Source organism: Noviherbaspirillum sp., from assembly GCF_035944575.1.
GTDB lineage: Bacteria > Pseudomonadota > Gammaproteobacteria > Burkholderiales > Burkholderiaceae_D > Noviherbaspirillum.
Genome location: NZ_DASZBA010000124.1, coordinates 1 through 15,062, shown reverse-complemented (window position 1 = coordinate 15,062; position 15,062 = coordinate 1). Strand labels below are relative to the sequence as shown.

General features: G+C 61.1%; 19 protein-coding genes. 13 read left to right on the top strand and 6 right to left on the bottom strand.

Going from position 1 to position 15,062, the window contains the following annotated elements; all coding sequences use genetic code 11:
* From VGU61_RS08290 to VGU61_RS08280, 3 genes are all read right to left on the bottom strand, one after another.
* A partial coding sequence (locus VGU61_RS08290) for an SPOR domain-containing protein (RefSeq protein WP_326858642.1) occupies positions 1-698 on the bottom strand: 698 nt, incomplete at its 3' end.
* Positions 692-1,498 carry a type III pantothenate kinase gene (locus VGU61_RS08285; RefSeq protein ID WP_326858641.1) on the bottom strand — a complete coding sequence of 269 codons (807 nt, stop codon included), beginning with the start codon at positions 1,496-1,498 and terminating at the stop codon, positions 692-694. The genes VGU61_RS08285 and VGU61_RS08290, both read right to left, overlap by 7 nt.
* A gap of 3 nt (positions 1,499-1,501) precedes the next feature.
* Complete coding sequence (locus VGU61_RS08280) at positions 1,502-2,290, bottom strand: biotin--[acetyl-CoA-carboxylase] ligase (protein WP_326858640.1); 789 nt, start codon at positions 2,288-2,290, stop codon at positions 1,502-1,504.
* Positions 2,291-2,366: 76 nt separating this feature from the next.
* On the opposite strand from VGU61_RS08280, the gene VGU61_RS08275 reads away from it, so the two are divergent.
* The 10 genes from VGU61_RS08275 (at position 2,367) to VGU61_RS08230 (ending at position 10,783) form a co-directional block, all read left to right on the top strand.
* Complete coding sequence (locus tag VGU61_RS08275) at positions 2,367-3,494, top strand: ABC transporter permease (protein WP_326858639.1); 1,128 nt, start codon at positions 2,367-2,369, stop codon at positions 3,492-3,494.
* Positions 3,494-4,264: an ABC transporter ATP-binding protein gene (locus tag VGU61_RS08270; protein WP_326858638.1), complete on the top strand. Its 771-nt coding sequence runs from the start codon at positions 3,494-3,496 to the stop codon at positions 4,262-4,264. The genes VGU61_RS08275 and VGU61_RS08270 overlap by 1 nt, the downstream gene beginning before the upstream one ends.
* 32 nt (positions 4,265-4,296) lie before the next feature.
* Positions 4,297-5,235: an MlaD family protein gene (locus VGU61_RS08265; protein WP_326858637.1), complete on the top strand. Its 939-nt coding sequence runs from the start codon at positions 4,297-4,299 to the stop codon at positions 5,233-5,235.
* A gap of 8 nt (positions 5,236-5,243) precedes the next feature.
* The gene (locus VGU61_RS08260) at positions 5,244-5,870 is read left to right on the top strand and encodes an ABC-type transport auxiliary lipoprotein family protein (RefSeq protein ID WP_326858636.1); all 627 of its coding nucleotides are present in this window, start codon (positions 5,244-5,246) and stop codon (positions 5,868-5,870) included.
* 8 nt (positions 5,871-5,878) lie between these two features.
* On the top strand, positions 5,879-7,018 hold the full coding sequence (locus tag VGU61_RS08255; RefSeq protein WP_326858635.1) for a VanZ family protein: 1,140 nt from the start codon (positions 5,879-5,881) through the stop codon (positions 7,016-7,018).
* A 34-nt stretch (positions 7,019-7,052) separates the two neighbouring features.
* Positions 7,053-7,370 carry a (2Fe-2S) ferredoxin domain-containing protein gene (locus VGU61_RS08250; RefSeq protein ID WP_326858634.1) on the top strand — a complete coding sequence of 106 codons (318 nt, stop codon included), beginning with the start codon at positions 7,053-7,055 and terminating at the stop codon, positions 7,368-7,370.
* An 89-nt stretch (positions 7,371-7,459) separates the two neighbouring features.
* On the top strand, positions 7,460-8,086 hold the full coding sequence (locus VGU61_RS08245) for an alpha/beta hydrolase (protein WP_326858633.1): 627 nt from the start codon (positions 7,460-7,462) through the stop codon (positions 8,084-8,086).
* Positions 8,087-8,239: 153 nt separating this feature from the next.
* Positions 8,240-9,385, top strand: a complete 1,146-nt coding sequence (locus VGU61_RS08240) for a D-alanyl-D-alanine carboxypeptidase family protein (RefSeq protein ID WP_326858632.1) — start codon at positions 8,240-8,242, stop codon at positions 9,383-9,385.
* 207 nt (positions 9,386-9,592) lie between these two features.
* The gene (locus VGU61_RS08235) at positions 9,593-10,438 is read left to right on the top strand and encodes a D-amino acid aminotransferase (RefSeq protein WP_326858631.1); all 846 of its coding nucleotides are present in this window, start codon (positions 9,593-9,595) and stop codon (positions 10,436-10,438) included.
* Between the two features lie 75 nt (positions 10,439-10,513).
* The gene (locus tag VGU61_RS08230; RefSeq protein ID WP_326858630.1) at positions 10,514-10,783 is read left to right on the top strand and encodes a DUF493 family protein; all 270 of its coding nucleotides are present in this window, start codon (positions 10,514-10,516) and stop codon (positions 10,781-10,783) included.
* A gap of 45 nt (positions 10,784-10,828) precedes the next feature.
* On the opposite strand, the gene gcvA is transcribed toward VGU61_RS08230, so the two are convergent.
* Entirely contained in the window at positions 10,829-11,728 is a 900-nt protein-coding gene (gene gcvA, locus VGU61_RS08225) for a transcriptional regulator GcvA (RefSeq protein WP_326858629.1), read from the bottom strand.
* Positions 11,729-11,897: 169 nt separating this feature from the next.
* Here gcvA and VGU61_RS08220 point away from each other — a divergent pair, with 169 nt between their 5' ends.
* The 3 genes from VGU61_RS08220 to VGU61_RS08210 are packed head-to-tail and all read left to right on the top strand — an operon-like array spanning position 11,898 to position 13,062.
* Positions 11,898-12,227 carry a DUF2917 domain-containing protein gene (locus tag VGU61_RS08220; RefSeq protein ID WP_326858628.1) on the top strand — a complete coding sequence of 110 codons (330 nt, stop codon included), beginning with the start codon at positions 11,898-11,900 and terminating at the stop codon, positions 12,225-12,227.
* Positions 12,228-12,256: 29 nt separating this feature from the next.
* The gene (locus VGU61_RS08215; RefSeq protein WP_326858627.1) at positions 12,257-12,745 is read left to right on the top strand and encodes a DUF3291 domain-containing protein; all 489 of its coding nucleotides are present in this window, start codon (positions 12,257-12,259) and stop codon (positions 12,743-12,745) included.
* Positions 12,746-12,747: 2 nt separating this feature from the next.
* A complete protein-coding gene (locus tag VGU61_RS08210; RefSeq protein ID WP_326858626.1) occupies positions 12,748-13,062 on the top strand; it encodes a cupin in 315 nt (104 codons plus the stop codon).
* A 9-nt stretch (positions 13,063-13,071) separates the two neighbouring features.
* Here VGU61_RS08210 and VGU61_RS08205 read toward each other — a convergent pair whose 3' ends face one another.
* Together VGU61_RS08205 and VGU61_RS08200 are read right to left on the bottom strand one after the other, a co-directional pair.
* Positions 13,072-14,094: a type I asparaginase gene (locus tag VGU61_RS08205; protein WP_326858625.1), complete on the bottom strand. Its 1,023-nt coding sequence runs from the start codon at positions 14,092-14,094 to the stop codon at positions 13,072-13,074.
* Between the two features lie 22 nt (positions 14,095-14,116).
* Complete coding sequence (locus VGU61_RS08200) at positions 14,117-14,860, bottom strand: aspartate/glutamate racemase family protein (RefSeq protein ID WP_326858624.1); 744 nt, start codon at positions 14,858-14,860, stop codon at positions 14,117-14,119.
* Positions 14,861-15,062 lie beyond the last annotated feature (202 nt).

Here is a 15,062-nt window from a genome sequence, read left to right as displayed (position 1 = left end):
TCCACGCTTTCCTTCGTTGCCTGATCCCAGCCCTTGAACCGGAACGCGACCGCTTTTGTGGTAAGCATGCGCTCGCCGATACGCGCCGAGCGCACACCCTTGCGGTTGAGGTCGGCAAGATGGGCGCGCGCGATGTCCTCGTTCTTGAAGACGCCGAGCGAAATCGCCCAGCGCATGTCGGAATTGTCCTGAATAACATAGAAGTCCGTGATGCCAAGCTGGCGCAATTCCGCCGTCTTCCTGTCGGCCGCTTCCTTGTCCGTCTGCGGCGGAATGTAGACCATGTGCCGTAGCACTTCCTGCACACCATGCCGCGATACCCGGTCACCGAGCGACAGCGTGGCCAGCCTGGCTTCGAAACGCTGGGCGTCCGCGGCATTGAAGTTGCCTATCTCCACGCAGGACGGCAATTCGGCTTTCTGGGCAGCCACCGCTGCTGCCTGCGGTGCCGGCTGGGCTGGCGACGACGGGATCGATGCAGGCTGGTCCACAGCGGCAATTTTTGCCGCAGTCTCGACCGCCGCCGGCGCGCTCGCTTGTGCAGAGACAGGCGCGACGCGGATCCTGTCAGCATTGAGCTGGTTCTGCAGACGGCCGGGCTCGCGCCCGCTGGCGACCAGTTCGTCGAGATAGCCTTGCTGGTACGCCAGCAGCCCCGCATTCGCGAGCAACAATATCCAGAAGAAGAATTTCAGCATGATGAAGCGGGATTGGCAGGCAGGACGGATAACGATGAGGCTGCGACGGTTTGCAGGCCGATCAGCACCAGGTTGTCCACCCTAGTAACGGGAAACGAGAGATGCGGCGCGATCAGGTCAGCCGCGCCTCCCGACAAAATGCATCGCACCGCCGCGCCGGAATGCGAATGGGCCGCGACGGCGCGTTCGATGGCTCCCGCCTGGGCCGCGATGCAGCCACTGACGATTGCGGCATCGGTATGGTCCGCGAATGGCGTGGACACCGGCAGGCTCGCCGCGACCTCCGGCAACTGGGCGGTGTTCCTCGCCAGCGAACTTGCCATCAGCCCAAGACCGGGCAAAATCATGCCACCGATGAATACGCCGTCTGCAGAAACCGCGTCGACCGTGGTGGCGGTGCCGCAGGTGGCGACGATCAGTGGTTCATCCGAATGGAGCGCGCGAGCGCCGATGGCCGAGGCGAAGCGGTCGCACCCGAGCTGGGCGGGATTGCGGTAGCCGTTGCGCAATCCGGCGAGCCGGGGAACGGAGGTGAACCATTCGAGCGGCACCGGCTTCAGGCCCAGCACGCTCAGCAATGCGCACTCCAGTTCCGCGCGCATATCTGCGCCGGCGACATTCGACAGGATCACGCGCGACACATGCGCATTGCGCCAGGTATCGACCAGTTGCCCCACCTGGGCATGCTCGACCGATCCGCTGGCGTCCCAGCGGCCGAGACTGTCCGGCTGCGACAGCCTCGCAGTCGGCATCAGCGCCCATTTCACCCGCGTATTGCCGGCATCAATCAGCAGCAGCATGATTCACGCTTCCCTTGTGCGCAGCGATACATCGCCGGCCATGACCGCCGTGCGTCCGGCGGATGTATCGAGCAGGAAACGTCCACTGCGGTCGACCCCTACTGCGGCGCCTTCGTGCAGCACCCTTCCCTGGTCGAGAATGGACACCGGTTGGCCGGTATAGGCATGCAAGCCGTTCCAGCGCTCGGCGAACGCGTCGAATCCTTCCTGCTCGAACAGCACGGCGGCCCGCGCCAGCGAATTCAGCAGCGTGGCCATCAGCTCGTCCCGGTCGCGACCGGTGAGCTGCGGCACATGGGCCACCGGCCTGCCAATCTGCGCGGCCATCTCCGGATCGAGCATCAGGTTGATACCGATACCAATGACGGCCCAGCAGGATTGTGTATCTGCATCCACGCTGGCGGTTTCGATCAAAATGCCCGCCAGCTTGCCGCCTTCATGCAGCACGTCGTTCGGCCATTTCAACTGCACCTCGACACCCAGTTCCGCCAGCGCTTCCGCCAGCGCGACGCCGACTGCCAGGGGCAGTCCGACCATGGAATGCAAGGGCAATGCGAATTTCCATGCCAGGGAGAATGTCAGCGATGCGCCGGGAGCGGAGAGCCATGTCCGTCCGGCACGCCCGCGCCCGGCGGTCTGGCGTTCGGCGATCAGCAATACGGGGGATTGCAGCGAAGCGACGCCGGCAAGCAGATCGGCGTTGGTCGACCCGGTTTCGTCAACAACCTTGATATGGACTTGCTGCGCCGGCCCGAGGCGGAAGCCGGCGATGCGATGAGCATGATTTTTCATGGCGTCCATTGTAACGGCAGGATTGTTGGCATGAAACAGAATGCGCGGAAGATGGTCTATCCATTACACTCGCGATATGCCAAATCAACAACTACCGACACTGACGATAGAGAATGGAGCAACGCTGACCGTGAGCGCGGAGGGCGCGTGGCAGGTCCAGGGATTGGCGAGGCCGTCTTCGGCAGCCGCCATCCGGCGAACGATGGAACGCTTGCCGGCCGGCAAACCGGTTCGCTGGGACCTTACGCGGTTGACCGCGCTTGATCATATCGGTGCGCAGTGGCTATGGAATGCCTGGCGCAAGCAAAGGCCCATGCAACTTGATGTCCTGCCGCAACATGCGGAGTTTTTCAACCGTATCGAGCAGGCCGGAGCGCTTGCATTGCCGGAACCGAAACGCCGTCCATGGTTTTCCCTCCTGACACTGGCGCGCGTGTTACGGGTGGTGAACGGCCATCTCATCGGCTTCATCAGTTTAATCGGACAACTCGTGCTCGATCTCGGGCGTTTCGCCCGCCGTCCCCTGCGCGGTCCCTGGAAGGAAATTTCCTCCAATATCTTCCATATCGGTTATCAGGCGCTGGGCATCACGGCCATCGTGGGATTTTTAATCGGTGTGGTGCTGTCCTATCTTTCAGCGCAGCAATTGCATACCTTCGGTGGTGATATCTATCTGGTCAATATTCTCGGCATGAGCATCGTACGCGAGCTTGGCCCGCTCCTGGCCGCGATCCTGGTGGCAGGTCGCTCAGGTTCCGCCATCACAGCCCAGCTTGGCGTCATGCGGGTGACGGAGGAACTGGACGCCATGCTGGTTATGGGCATGTCGCACGGCTTCAGGCTGATCATGCCGCGGGTGCTGGCATTGGCCATTTCCATGCCTTTGCTCGTAGTTTGGACCGACGCGGTCGCATTGCTGGGTGGCATGACCGCAGCGCAGCTTGAATTGGGGCTGTCCCCCACCTATTTCCTCAATGAATTGCCGGAGGCGGTGCCGCTGGCGAATTATTGGATCGGGCTCGGCAAGGGCGTGGTGTTCGGCAGCCTGATTGCGCTCGTGGCCTGCCACTTCGGCCTGCGCATCAAGCCCAATACGGAGAGCCTCGGGCAAGGAACAACGCAATCGGTGGTGGTGGCGATTACCGTCGTCATCCTTGCCGACGCGGTATTTGCAATCGTGTTCCGGGGTGTGGGGTTCTATTGATGCAGAACACGCCGGTCATTGAAATTCAAAAGTTGTGGACGCAATTCGGCCAGGTGGTCGTGCACCAGGATCTCGATCTGGTCGTCCGACAGGGGGACATCGTGTCGCTGGTCGGCGGCTCGGGTTCCGGCAAGACCACGCTGCTGCGGCAGATCCTTGGCTTGCAGAGGCCGTCGCGCGGCAGCGTGAAGGTATTCGGCGATGACATCAACGGTGCTGATCGAAGCGCACTGCAACGCGTGCGCCACCGGTGGGGCATGCTGTTCCAGCACGGCGCGCTGTTTTCGGCGCTGACCGTCTTTGAAAATGTGGCACTGCCCATGCGGGAACTCCGGACGCTACCGGAAGACCTGATCCGCGAAGCGGTGCTGTTGAAGCTCGACATGGTCGGCATCACGCCGCAGGATGCCGTCAAGATGCCGGCGGATCTGTCGGGCGGCATGGTCAAGCGGGTCGCCCTTGCACGTGCGCTGGCACTGGAACCGGAATTGCTGTTCCTGGACGAACCGACCGCCGGGCTGGACCCGGACCTGTCGGAAAGCTTCGTCTCGCTGATCAGCACGCTGCACCGGGAGATGCGGTTGACGGTGGTGATGGTCACCCACGATCTCGACACGCTGTTTGCCCTGTCGACGCAGGTGGCCGTACTGGCGGAGAAACGGGTGATCGCTTTCGGCACGCCGCGCGAAGTACTTGAACTGCAGCATCCGTTCATCCAGCAGTTCTTCCTCGGGGAACGCGGACGCCGCGCCCTGCAGGCACTCGAATAACAAGGACTACACAAGGAACATCAACCTCATTTATGGAAAATAAATCGCATGCCTTGATGGCGGGCATTTTCACCATTGCACTGCTGGCAGCGGCCATCCTCATCGGTATGTGGTTCAACCGCGATCAGGTGGAATGGGTGCCCTACCAGATCGCCACCAAGCTCTCGGTGCCGGGGTTGAACCCGCAGGCGGCCGTCCGCTACCGCGGCCTCGATGTCGGCCGGGTGGAAAACATTTCCTTCGATCCGAAAGTCGTCGGCCAGATCCTGGTGCGCATCAGCGTGCGCCCGGATACGCCCATCACCAGATCCACGTTTGCCACCCTGGGTTATCAGGGCGTGACGGGCATCGCATACGTTCAACTGGACGACGACGGCAGCCAGCCGGTAATGCTGAAAAGCAGCGAGGACGACATTGCCCGCATCGAGATGCGTCCCAGCCTGCTGGACCAGCTCGAAAACCGCGGCATGGCCATCCTGCGGCAGACGGAAGAAGTGGCCAAGCGCATCAACAACCTGCTGGAGCCCGCCAACCAGCAGGCCATTCTCGCGGCCTTCGACAACATCAGCAAGGCTGCCAATGAAATCGGCGGCATTCCACGGCAGCTTCAGCCCACCCTGGCGGCGCTGCCCGGCGTCACGAAACAGGCGCAGCAGACCCTGAGCACACTGAATACCTTATCGAAGGATGCAAGCCGGCTGAGCGCAAGCCTGAACGACATCGCCGGCAAGATAGCCAGCCCGCAAGGGACAATTGATAAAATCAACGACACTGCAGATCAGATCACTGCGGTGGTGAACAGGTTCGAACATGAAACCCTGCCATTGGCAAACGACGCGCGGTCGTCGCTGCGGATGCTCAACCGGACGCTGAACAATCTGAGCGAGCGCCCGCAAAGTATTCTGTTCGGTCCGCAGGAAGCATTGCCCGGTCCGGGTGAATCAGGCTTCACCGTACCGGAAACCAATTGACACCCGCCATGACAAAAAACCATCGACTTCCTGCCGCCATCCTGGCCGTTTTCGCCAGCCTGCTGATATCAGGCTGCGCGAGCAAGCCCGACAACCAGCGCGCGCTGTATGACCTCGGCCCGCTGCGCACCACACAGGCAGCCGGGCAGCCGGCCGCAGCGCTCAAGCTGCCGCCGATCAGTGTGGCGGAAGTGAATATGCCGTCATGGCTGGACAGTCCGCTGATGTACTACCGCCTGAATTATGCGAATGAACAGCAGCCGCGTCCGTACGCCACCAATCGGTGGATCGCACCACCCGGCCGGCTGTTCGTCGAGCGCCTGAAAGCGCGGATGGCCAATGCAGGCGGCACGGTACTGTCGGCATCGGACGGCGCCACGGGCGTGCGCACGCTGCGTATTGAAGCCGACGACTTTTCCCAGGTGTTTTCGGCGCCGGGGCAGAGCACCGGCCACATCGCACTACGTGCCTCGGTATTCAACGGGCGTGTGCTGGTTTCGCAGAAAAATTTTGAACAGGCCTCGCCGGCGCCCAGCGCCGATGCCGAAGGCGGCGCGAAAGCGTTGGCCATGGCCAGCGATGCGATCATTGTCCAGATGATCACCTGGCTGGCTTCCCTGCCGGCACCGCAGTAACGAGGCTTATGACAGAACAGGAACAGGCACTTCCGCCGACCGGGTCGTCGTTCGCGCGCGCGGCGCTGCTGGTGTACACGCTTCTGGTGGTTTACGCGAGCTGGTATCCGTTCTCAGGCTGGCGGACGATCGGACTGGCGCCCTGGGACTTCCTGCTGGCGCCCCTGCCGCATTACTGGACCGTGTTCGATGTATCGACCAATGTGTTCGGCTATATGCCCTTCGGATTGCTCGTCGTGTTCGCACTCTATCCGGCGGTGCGCGGCTTGTGGGCAGTCGCAATTGCCTTCATCGCCGGGCTGCTGCTGTCCGGATTGATGGAAGCCGGGCAGACATTCCTGCCAAGCCGGGTGTCTTCCAATCTCGACCTGCTCCCCAATGCCGGCGGCGCTCTTGTTGGTGCAATCGGCGGCCTGCTGCTGTCGCGCGTATTTCTCGAACAGAGCCGCCTGCTGGAGCTGCGCAAGAACTGGTTCGCCCATGATGCCGGACGCGGCCTGATCGTAGTGGCGCTCTGGCCGCTGGCGCAGATTTATCCGCAGGGTTACCTGTTCGGCCATGGGCAGATCATGCCCATCCTGTCGGACTGGATGTCGAACTGGCTGTCGAAACCCATCGACCTGACCGAGATGGCGCGAAGCGGCATCCAGCTGACCGTGCAGGAGTATTGGCTGGCCGAGACCATCATCACCGCCTGCGGTTTCGCCGGGGCCATGCTGACCATGCTATGCCTGCTGCGAAAACCCGCGCCGAAAACCGCTCTGGTACTGCTTCTTGCCGGGATCACGCTGACCAGCAAATGGCTGGCGAGCGCCCTCCTTTTTACTCCGCAGAACGCGATGGCCTGGCTGACACCCGGCGCGCAGGGCGGCCTGCTGATCGGCGCGATGCTGGTTGGCGGACTGGCCTTCGCACCATCGGGCGCGCAACGCCGGCTTGCCGCGGTCAGTCTTGCGGCGAGCATACTGGTGGCCAATTTCGTCCCGGTGAATCCGTATTTCGTTGCCACGCTGCAGGCATGGCTGCAGGGAAAGTTCCTGAACTTTAACGGTGCCGCGCAGTTCCTGTCCCTGGCTTGGCCGTTTTTCGCGATCTGGTTCCTGGCGCACCCGATGCATCGCCGGAAACGGCAACAGCGCGGTGTATGATTCTTGTTTAATTTACGCATTGGCCGGACATACCATGAGCGACACGCCGTATTACAAGCACCATGTATTTTTCTGCATGAACCAGCGCGACGGAGGCCGCCCCTGCTGCCACGACAGCGGGGCGAAGGAAGCACAGGAGCATGCGAAGAAGCGCATCAAGGATCTGAAGCTGAGCGGACAGGGCAAGGTCCGGATCAACAAATCGGGCTGCCTCGATCGTTGCGAGGAAGGTCCGGTCGTCGTGATCTATCCCGAAGGAACCTGGTACACCTATGTCGACAAGCACGACATCGACGACATCATCGACCAGCATCTCGTCGGCGGACAGGTGGTCGAGCGTCTGAAGATCTGAGCTGCATGTTCTCATCCTGATTTCGTTGCGATGCGCCGCACACCGGCCTGACGAGGTCATCCCCGTTCCAGTTTGATGTCGGACCAAGCATGAATGCACAAACCCAACGTTTTACCCTTACCGGCACCGCCGGCGCCCTGGAATGCGCGCTCGATTTGCCGGACACCGCCGCACCGCGCGGCATCGCGCTGGTCGCGCATCCGCATCCTTTATACGGCGGCACGATGGACAACAAGGTGGCGCAGACCCTGGCCCGTGCCTTCGTCGGGCTCGGCTATGCGACCGCACGCATGAACTTCCGCGGTGTCGGCGCATCCGCCGGCGTGCATGACGCCGGCAATGGCGAGACCGACGACATGGCGCTGCTGCTGGCGCATATGAGGCAACAGTATCCTCAATTGCCAGTGGCGCTGGCCGGTTTCTCCTTCGGCACTTTTGTGCAGTCGCAATTGCAGCGCCGGCTGACCGCGCAGGGCGAGCCGGCGGAACGTTTGGTGCTGGTCGGTAGCGCCGCGGGCAAATGGGCGATGCCGGAGGTCCCTTCCAACACCATCCTGATCCATGGCGAGCTTGATGAAACGATTCCGCTCGCCGACGTATTCGAATGGGCGCGCCCACAGGATTTGTCAGTGGTCGTCGTGGCCGGCGCTGACCATTTTTTCCATCGAAAGTTGCATCATATTAAGAATTTTGTGGCGCAATTCTGGCACCGCTGAAGCCAAATCCGATGTTGCGCAAAGGTATAAATCCGCATCTTGCACATCCGCCATTGCAGTGTGGATTGCTGGCACTATAATTCTCGACTTCAACTGTTTTAACCGACGCTGCACCGGTCCGATGCAGGTTCCACAGCTTCCTTAGCGCGCCTCATGAAAAAACTACTCGCAGCCCTGGCTGCCACCGTTCTCTCTTTATCCGCCGCATTTGCGCAATCCCTCCCGCCGCCGAATATCGCCGCCAAATCATGGCTGCTGCTGGATGCCACCAGCGGCCAGGTGCTGGCATCGCAGGAACCGACGATGCGCATCGAGCCGGCTTCCCTGACCAAGATCATGACCGCTTATCTCGCGTTTTCGGCGATCAAGGAAAAGCGGCTCGATGCGAACCAGATGGTAAATGTGTCGGTACGTGCATGGAAAGTCGATGCGAGCAGCTCGAAAATGTTTATCGATCCTGCAACGCCGGTGAAAGTGGAGGACCTGCTGTACGGCCTGATCGTCCAGTCCGGCAACGACGCCGCGGTGGCGCTGGCGGAAGCGGTCGCCGGCACGGAAGAAGCTTTCGTCACCCTGATGAACCGTGAAGCGGAGCGCATGGGCCTGAAGTCGACCCGGTTCAGCAATCCGCACGGCCTGCCGAGCCCGGACACCTATTCCACAGCCCAGGACCTGTCGATCCTGGCGGCGCGCCTGATCACCGACCATCCCGAACACTACAAGATTTATTCGACCAAGGACTATACCTACAACAAGATCAAGCAGGCCAACCGCAACCGCCTGCTGTGGCTCGATCCGAGCGTGGACGGCATGAAGACCGGTCATACCGCCGCTGCCGGCTATTGCCTCATTACCTCCGCCAAGCGCCCGAACGGCGGCAGCGATCGCCGATTGATTTCGGTCGTGCTCGGCACCGTGTCCGACTCCACCCGCACATCGGAGAGCCAGAAGCTGCTGAACTGGGGCTTCCAGAACTTCGACACGGTCAAGCTGTATGCGAAGGACCAGGCGGTGGACACGCCGGACGTCTGGAAAGGCACGCAGAACAAGATCAAGATCGGCTTCAAGCAGGATGTCTATGTGACCGTGCCGAAGGGCGTCGCCGAGAAGATGAAGCCGGTGCTGGAACGCAAGGATCCGCTGGTGGCGCCGATCTCCGACAACACCAAGGTCGGCATGCTGAAGATGATGGTCGATGGCAAGCCGTTGACGGAATTGCCGGTGGTCGCACTGGAACAGGTCAACCAGGCGAGCATTATCGGGCGTGCATGGGATTCAGTGCGTCTTTGGATGAAGTAACAGGCAAGCAGTAAATCGCCTCCCGGGACGGGTTCAGCATGCTGCCCGTCCCGCTCTACCCCCGCATCGCCCCTTCCGCATCCCCTCCTCCCGCAGGATACCTCTGCCGGTTCGGCATTCGAGACGCCCGATCCGATACCGATTTTGCATAGCCCTCCGCCGGTCCTCGTGCAAAAATGTGAGTTTCGTCATTCACAAGGAATCACCATGCAAGACCCGCTCGTCTACCTCAACGGCGAACTTACGCCACTATCCGAAGCCAAGATTCCCGTCCTCGACCGTGGCTTCATTTTTGGCGACGGCGTGTATGAGGTCATTCCAATGTATGCAAGAAAGTTATTCCGCGCGAAGCACCATATGGCACGCCTGGCGCGCAGTCTCGGGTACATCGGCATCCCGAATCCATATGACGAGGAAGGATGGCTTGCGCTGGCCGGCAAGGTGGCCGCGGCACATCCGGCCGATGACCAGCTGATCTACATGCAGGTGACGCGCGGCGTGGCGAAGCGCGCCCACGCGTTTCCGAAGGATGTCACACCGACCATCTTCATCATGACCAATCCGCTGTCTCTGCCGCCGGCGCAGGCATTGAAGGATGGCGTCGCCTGCGTGTCGATGGAGGACAAGCGCTGGCTGCATTGCCATATCAAATCCACCTCGCTGCTGGGGAACGTTCTGGCCGCGCAGCACGCCGCCGAAAACGACGCGGTCGAAGCGATCCAGTTCCGCGACGGCTACCTGACCGAAGCGTCCGCATCGAATGTATGGGTGGTCAAGAACGGCACATTGCTGGCGCCGCCGAAAGACAATCTGATCCTCGAAGGCATCCGCTACGGCCTGATCGAGGAATTGTGCGTCGCCGCCGGGATTTCATTCGAATCACGCCGCATCGCGCGGGATGAGGTTTTCGCAGCGGACGAAATACTGTTGTCGTCCGCATCGAAGGAGGTCCTGCCCGTGGTCACCATCGATGGCAAACACATCGGTGCCGGCGTACCGGGACCGGTTTTCCAGGCCTTGTATTCCGCATACCAGCAAGCCAAAGCCGGCTAGCCGGCAGAGGCGTAAAATAGCCGCTTCCAATTTTGACCGGCGTTTCGGGCTCATTGCCGGAAACGCCCCGCCGCCATGCCAGCTCCAGACGAAAGCCTCATCGAGTATCCAAGCGACTTCCCGATCAAGATCATGGGCGTGACGCAAGATGCCTTTGCTCAGACCATTGTTGATGTCATATTGCAATACGATCCGACCTTCGACGCCGGCAAACTGGAAATGCGGCCATCTTCGAAAGGCACCTACCTGTCGCTCACCGCGACGGTGCGCGCCACCAGCCGCGAGCAGCTCGATAATCTGTACCGGGCGCTCTCGTCCCATCCGATGGTAAAGGTCGTGCTCTAGCAGGATGTCCCAAAACGCAGCGGGCGAGCCGCTTTGCATTCCCTGCTAAAGCGGCTGTTTGACCTTGGCCACCTCTTCGATGAGCCAGGCGCGAAACGCCTGCACCTGGGGCTTCTGCAGCGCGCCGGGCGTGCATACGAGGTAATAGGATTGTGGACAGGGCACCGCGACGTCGAACAGGCGCACCAGTTCGCCCGATTCCAGTTCGGCCAGCGCGATCGCATGGCGTGCCAGGGCGATGCCGTGCCCCTCGGCCGCAGCCCTCACCAGCATGGATGAATCCTCGAATACCAGTCCGCCGGTCGGCTCGCGAAAATCCAGGCCAGCGGCACGAAACCACGGCACCCAGGGTTCCAGGTCACTGCGCAGCAATGGACTGCCGGCAAGCGCGTGCAGCGTGGTCGGCAGCTTGCCGCCGTTGAAGTCGGGGCTCGCCACCGGATAGTAGTAATCCCCCATCACCTTTTCCACCACCAGCCCGGGGTAGACACCGCCGCCGAAGCGGATGCCCACATCGACCGCCTCGCGGGTGAAATCTACCAGATGATTGCTGGACTGCAGGATCACCTCGAGCTCCGGATGTAGCTCGATGAACCGGCCGATGCGCGGCGCCAGCCAGCGTGCGGCGAACGATGGCAGCGCGGTGATGGTCAGGCGCTTCTGCTTGCTGCTCGCCGCAAGCGCCTCGGCGGCCACCGCGATTTCTCCCAGAGCCTTGCGCAGAACGGCGGCGAACTGCTCACCCTCCGGGGTGATCGCGAGGCGCTTGCCGTGGCGCGCGAACAAGGCCACACCCAGCTCCTCTTCGAGCGCCCGCACTTGGTGGCTGATCGCGCCATGGGTGACATGGATTTCATCAGCCGCGCGAGAGAAGTTCTGGTGCCGCGCCGCTGCTTCGAAAGCCCGCAGGGCGGCGAGGTGGGGCAGTCGGCGCAAGTCGGTCATATGTGAGAAAAACTAGCAAAGGATTTGAAAATATATCGTTTAGACAAGCTAAAGGACGCTACTACAATGGCTTCATCGGCAGGAGATATAAGCCTTGCGATACCGCAGCGATACCCGGCCGGCCTTTGAGGAGTTTACTATCATGAGAGCCCTGTTCACAAATGAATTCTTGACTGTACAATCCGGCCAAGCCGTATCCGGCGTTGTGCCGGCCGCTCAAACATTGCGCCTGTTGCGCGGACGCGCCTGGGTAACGGTGGAAGGCCAATCGCATGACTACTGGCTTTTCGCCGGCGACCGGCTGAATCTGGAGCCCGGCCACCTGGTTGTCGTGGAAGCCGATGCGGCGCATGGCTGCGTGGAACTGAAATTCGAGCAGCCACGGTCGATGACAGGCAGCATCATTCAGCGGATTCGCGCCATGGCAGGCGGACTGGGCAATAACAGCAATCAAGTGCCGACGCATGTACGTGCAGCGGCACAATGCAGTCAGCCGTGATTGCCGGGGTGATTGACATGGGAGACTCAATGGACCGCCCGCGCCATCTTGCACAAGTAAATATCGCCCGCGCCCGGGCGCCGATCGACGACCCGCTGATGGCGGGCTTCGTCGATCGCCTCGACGCCATCAATGCGCTGGCGGAAGCCAGCCCCGGATTCATATGGCGGCTGAAAACCGAGGCAGGCAATGCCACGTCGATCCAGCCTTATGACGATGAACGCATTCTCGTCAATCTATCCGTCTGGGAATCGCCCGAGCACCTGAAACAATTCGTTTACCGGAGCGCGCATGCGGAAGTGATGCGCCAAAGGAAGAGCTGGTTCGAGCGATTCAGCGACGCCTATGTTGCCATGTGGTGGATCGATGCCGGGCATATACCCACCATTGACGAGGCCAAGGAGCGCCTGCATCATTTGCAGCAGCACGGCGACAGCAAGTTCGCCTTCTCTTTTTCGTGCCTGTTCCCGGCCTACGGCGCCCCGGCGCATACCCGATTAACGTCCATCGAATCCTGAAAATGCAAAAGACCTTCCGCAGCCGCGACTTCACCGGCAACAAGCCCTGGGCGGCAACCGATATCGCCAGCATGAACGGCATCAGCGTCCGGCTGCACTGGACCGATGCTCCGTACCGCTGGCATGTGAATGACGGTGAAGAAGTGTTCACCGTGCTCGACGGTATCGTGGACATGCACTATCGGGAAAACGGCATTGAGAAGCAGGTGGCGCTTCAACCGGGAGATATTTTCTTTGCCGGCATAGGCTGCGAGCATGTCGCTCACCCGCGCGGCGCGGCACGCATCCTTGTGGTTGAAAAGGAAGGCAGCGTCTAGCGCGGTGGACTACAGATCCGCTCCCCCGGACAATTCGCCCGCAATGTCGCGTCGCATGGCGAGCTTCACCGCATCTGCCGCCAGACCGAGCGCGAACAGGTGATGCAGCTTGGTATAAATGGCTTCGAAGGTCATGTCGCCGCATCCAACGACGCCTGCTCGCGCCAGCCCTGAGCCGGTGGCGTAGGCCCCTAGCGCAACTTCCCCATGCAGGGCCTGGCTGCATGCCAGAAGAACGATGCCGGCGTCATTGGCGCGTGTCAGCATGTCCAGCAGCGCCGGATCGTTATCCGGCAGGTTACCGGCGCCGTAGCATTCCAGAATCAACGCCTGCGGCTGCAGATCCAGCAATGCCTGCACGGCCTGCAATGGCATGCCGGGAGTGGCCCGAAACGACAGGATGCGGCCACCTGCATACTCCGGCAATTCGAAATTCTCCCGGTTTGCGGCAGGAAGCAAGGCTGCCTGATTGATCCGGATGCCGATGCCGGCTTCCGCCAGCGACGGATAATTCGGACTGTCGAACGCCTGGAATCGCTGGGCGCTGATTTTGGTAGTGCGGTTTCCGCGCAACAGTCGCTGGTTGAAATACAAGGCGACCTCGCTGAGCGTGCCGCACGCCGCCAACTGCAGCGCGGTCACGATATTCTGCAGCGCATCGGAGCGCACTTCGCCCAACGGAATCTGGGAGCCGGTGAGGATCACCGGCTTGCGCAGGCCCTGCAGCATGAAGGACAGCGCCGCTGCGGTATAGGCCATGGTATCTGTGCCATGAAGCACCACGAACCCGTCGTAATCCTCATAGCGACCGGCAATGTCACGGCCGATGCGCTGCCAATCCGCTGGCGTAGCGTTGGTGCTGTCGATCGGCATCGCATATTCGTGCAGGGTATAGCGAGGGATTGCCCCGCTTTCGTCATGGAGCGATGCCGCCAGCATGCTGCCGAACTCCGTCATCGGCGCATAGCCCTGACCGGTTTTCCGCATGCCGATCGTACCGCCGGCGTAGATGAGTCCGATATGTTTGGCCATGATTCGGTGCGCGAGCTTCGGCTCAGGGTTGAGAAGTCGGCTGGACAAACAATTGCGGGTTCGCCAGTCGGGCCAATGTTTCCGCCACCAGTCCGGTGACATCCAGAAGCTGCCGTTTGCACGGCTCGACCTCGATCAATGGCAATTCGGTGCATGCAAGCAGCACCGTATCCGAATTCAAGGTATTCAGGATGGCGCGAAAACGTGCGCGGATTTCGCGGGAATTGCCGCCGAAGGTTTTGACGTCGTAGATCAGACGGTGCAGCAGTTCAGCCTGTGTCGGCGAGGGCAATTCCACTTCGATGTTGCCTGCCAGCCTGCGGTAAGGCGACCAGGGTCCGAAGTCCGTCACAGGACGTGCTCCCAGCAGCGCGACACGGTTGATCCGGTTGCGCTCAAGAAAATCCTGCACGACCTGCACGAACGACACATAAGAACCTGGCGGATCGAGCGCTTCGAGTTGCGGGCGAAAATAATCGAGAGCATTGCAGGCGATCGCATAATAATCAGCCCGCTGCGCTATCGTTTGCGCACAATCCTTGAGACATGCCCATATTTGATCGTGATGGACGTCGAGTTCCATCGACAACCCCAGGACCGGCTCCGAAACAATCGTGACGCTCGGCGCATCGACATCGCCGCGAAAGAATCCGCCGTGCAGATCACGGTTCGCCTGCAGGACTTTGCTCCATAAGTCGATGCCGGCCTCCGGGCTCGAGCCCGCGATGATGCCGATTCTTTTGGCTGGTGGATGATGATTGTGCATCGACAGATCCCCGCTGGTGCCCGGACACGCGCCGGCCTCCCGCTCATGTGAAGCAGGGCGTGAAGGGAAGGCACCGACATCCGGCGGACGCCGCCCCGGCGGAAGCCGGGGCGCGGTCGTTGCTATTGCAGTAGTTGCTGGTGTGGGAGGCTTACTTGACCACTTCCAGCTGCTGGCGGTTGCCACCCTTGTAGGTGTACAG

What these genes read in the sequence shown, in the direction of transcription:
- VGU61_RS08285 (WP_326858641.1), bottom strand. Translation starts at nt 1,498, where the DNA reads ATGCTGCTGCTGATTGATGCCGGCAATACGCGGGTGAAATGGGCGCTG.
- VGU61_RS08280 (WP_326858640.1), bottom strand. Translation starts at nt 2,290, where the DNA reads ATGAAAAATCATGCTCATCGCATCGCCGGCTTCCGCCTCGGGCCGGCG.
- VGU61_RS08275 (WP_326858639.1), top strand. Translation starts at nt 2,367, where the DNA reads ATGCCAAATCAACAACTACCGACACTGACGATAGAGAATGGAGCAACG.
- VGU61_RS08270 (WP_326858638.1), top strand. Translation starts at nt 3,494, where the DNA reads ATGCAGAACACGCCGGTCATTGAAATTCAAAAGTTGTGGACGCAATTC.
- VGU61_RS08265 (WP_326858637.1), top strand. Translation starts at nt 4,297, where the DNA reads ATGGAAAATAAATCGCATGCCTTGATGGCGGGCATTTTCACCATTGCA.
- VGU61_RS08260 (WP_326858636.1), top strand. Translation starts at nt 5,244, where the DNA reads ATGACAAAAAACCATCGACTTCCTGCCGCCATCCTGGCCGTTTTCGCC.
- VGU61_RS08255 (WP_326858635.1), top strand. Translation starts at nt 5,879, where the DNA reads ATGACAGAACAGGAACAGGCACTTCCGCCGACCGGGTCGTCGTTCGCG.
- VGU61_RS08250 (WP_326858634.1), top strand. Translation starts at nt 7,053, where the DNA reads ATGAGCGACACGCCGTATTACAAGCACCATGTATTTTTCTGCATGAAC.
- VGU61_RS08245 (WP_326858633.1), top strand. Translation starts at nt 7,460, where the DNA reads ATGAATGCACAAACCCAACGTTTTACCCTTACCGGCACCGCCGGCGCC.
- VGU61_RS08240 (WP_326858632.1), top strand. Translation starts at nt 8,240, where the DNA reads ATGAAAAAACTACTCGCAGCCCTGGCTGCCACCGTTCTCTCTTTATCC.
- VGU61_RS08235 (WP_326858631.1), top strand. Translation starts at nt 9,593, where the DNA reads ATGCAAGACCCGCTCGTCTACCTCAACGGCGAACTTACGCCACTATCC.
- VGU61_RS08230 (WP_326858630.1), top strand. Translation starts at nt 10,514, where the DNA reads ATGCCAGCTCCAGACGAAAGCCTCATCGAGTATCCAAGCGACTTCCCG.
- gcvA (WP_326858629.1), bottom strand. Translation starts at nt 11,728, where the DNA reads ATGACCGACTTGCGCCGACTGCCCCACCTCGCCGCCCTGCGGGCTTTC.
- VGU61_RS08215 (WP_326858627.1), top strand. Translation starts at nt 12,257, where the DNA reads ATGGACCGCCCGCGCCATCTTGCACAAGTAAATATCGCCCGCGCCCGG.
- VGU61_RS08210 (WP_326858626.1), top strand. Translation starts at nt 12,748, where the DNA reads ATGCAAAAGACCTTCCGCAGCCGCGACTTCACCGGCAACAAGCCCTGG.
- VGU61_RS08205 (WP_326858625.1), bottom strand. Translation starts at nt 14,094, where the DNA reads ATGGCCAAACATATCGGACTCATCTACGCCGGCGGTACGATCGGCATG.
- VGU61_RS08200 (WP_326858624.1), bottom strand. Translation starts at nt 14,860, where the DNA reads ATGCACAATCATCATCCACCAGCCAAAAGAATCGGCATCATCGCGGGC.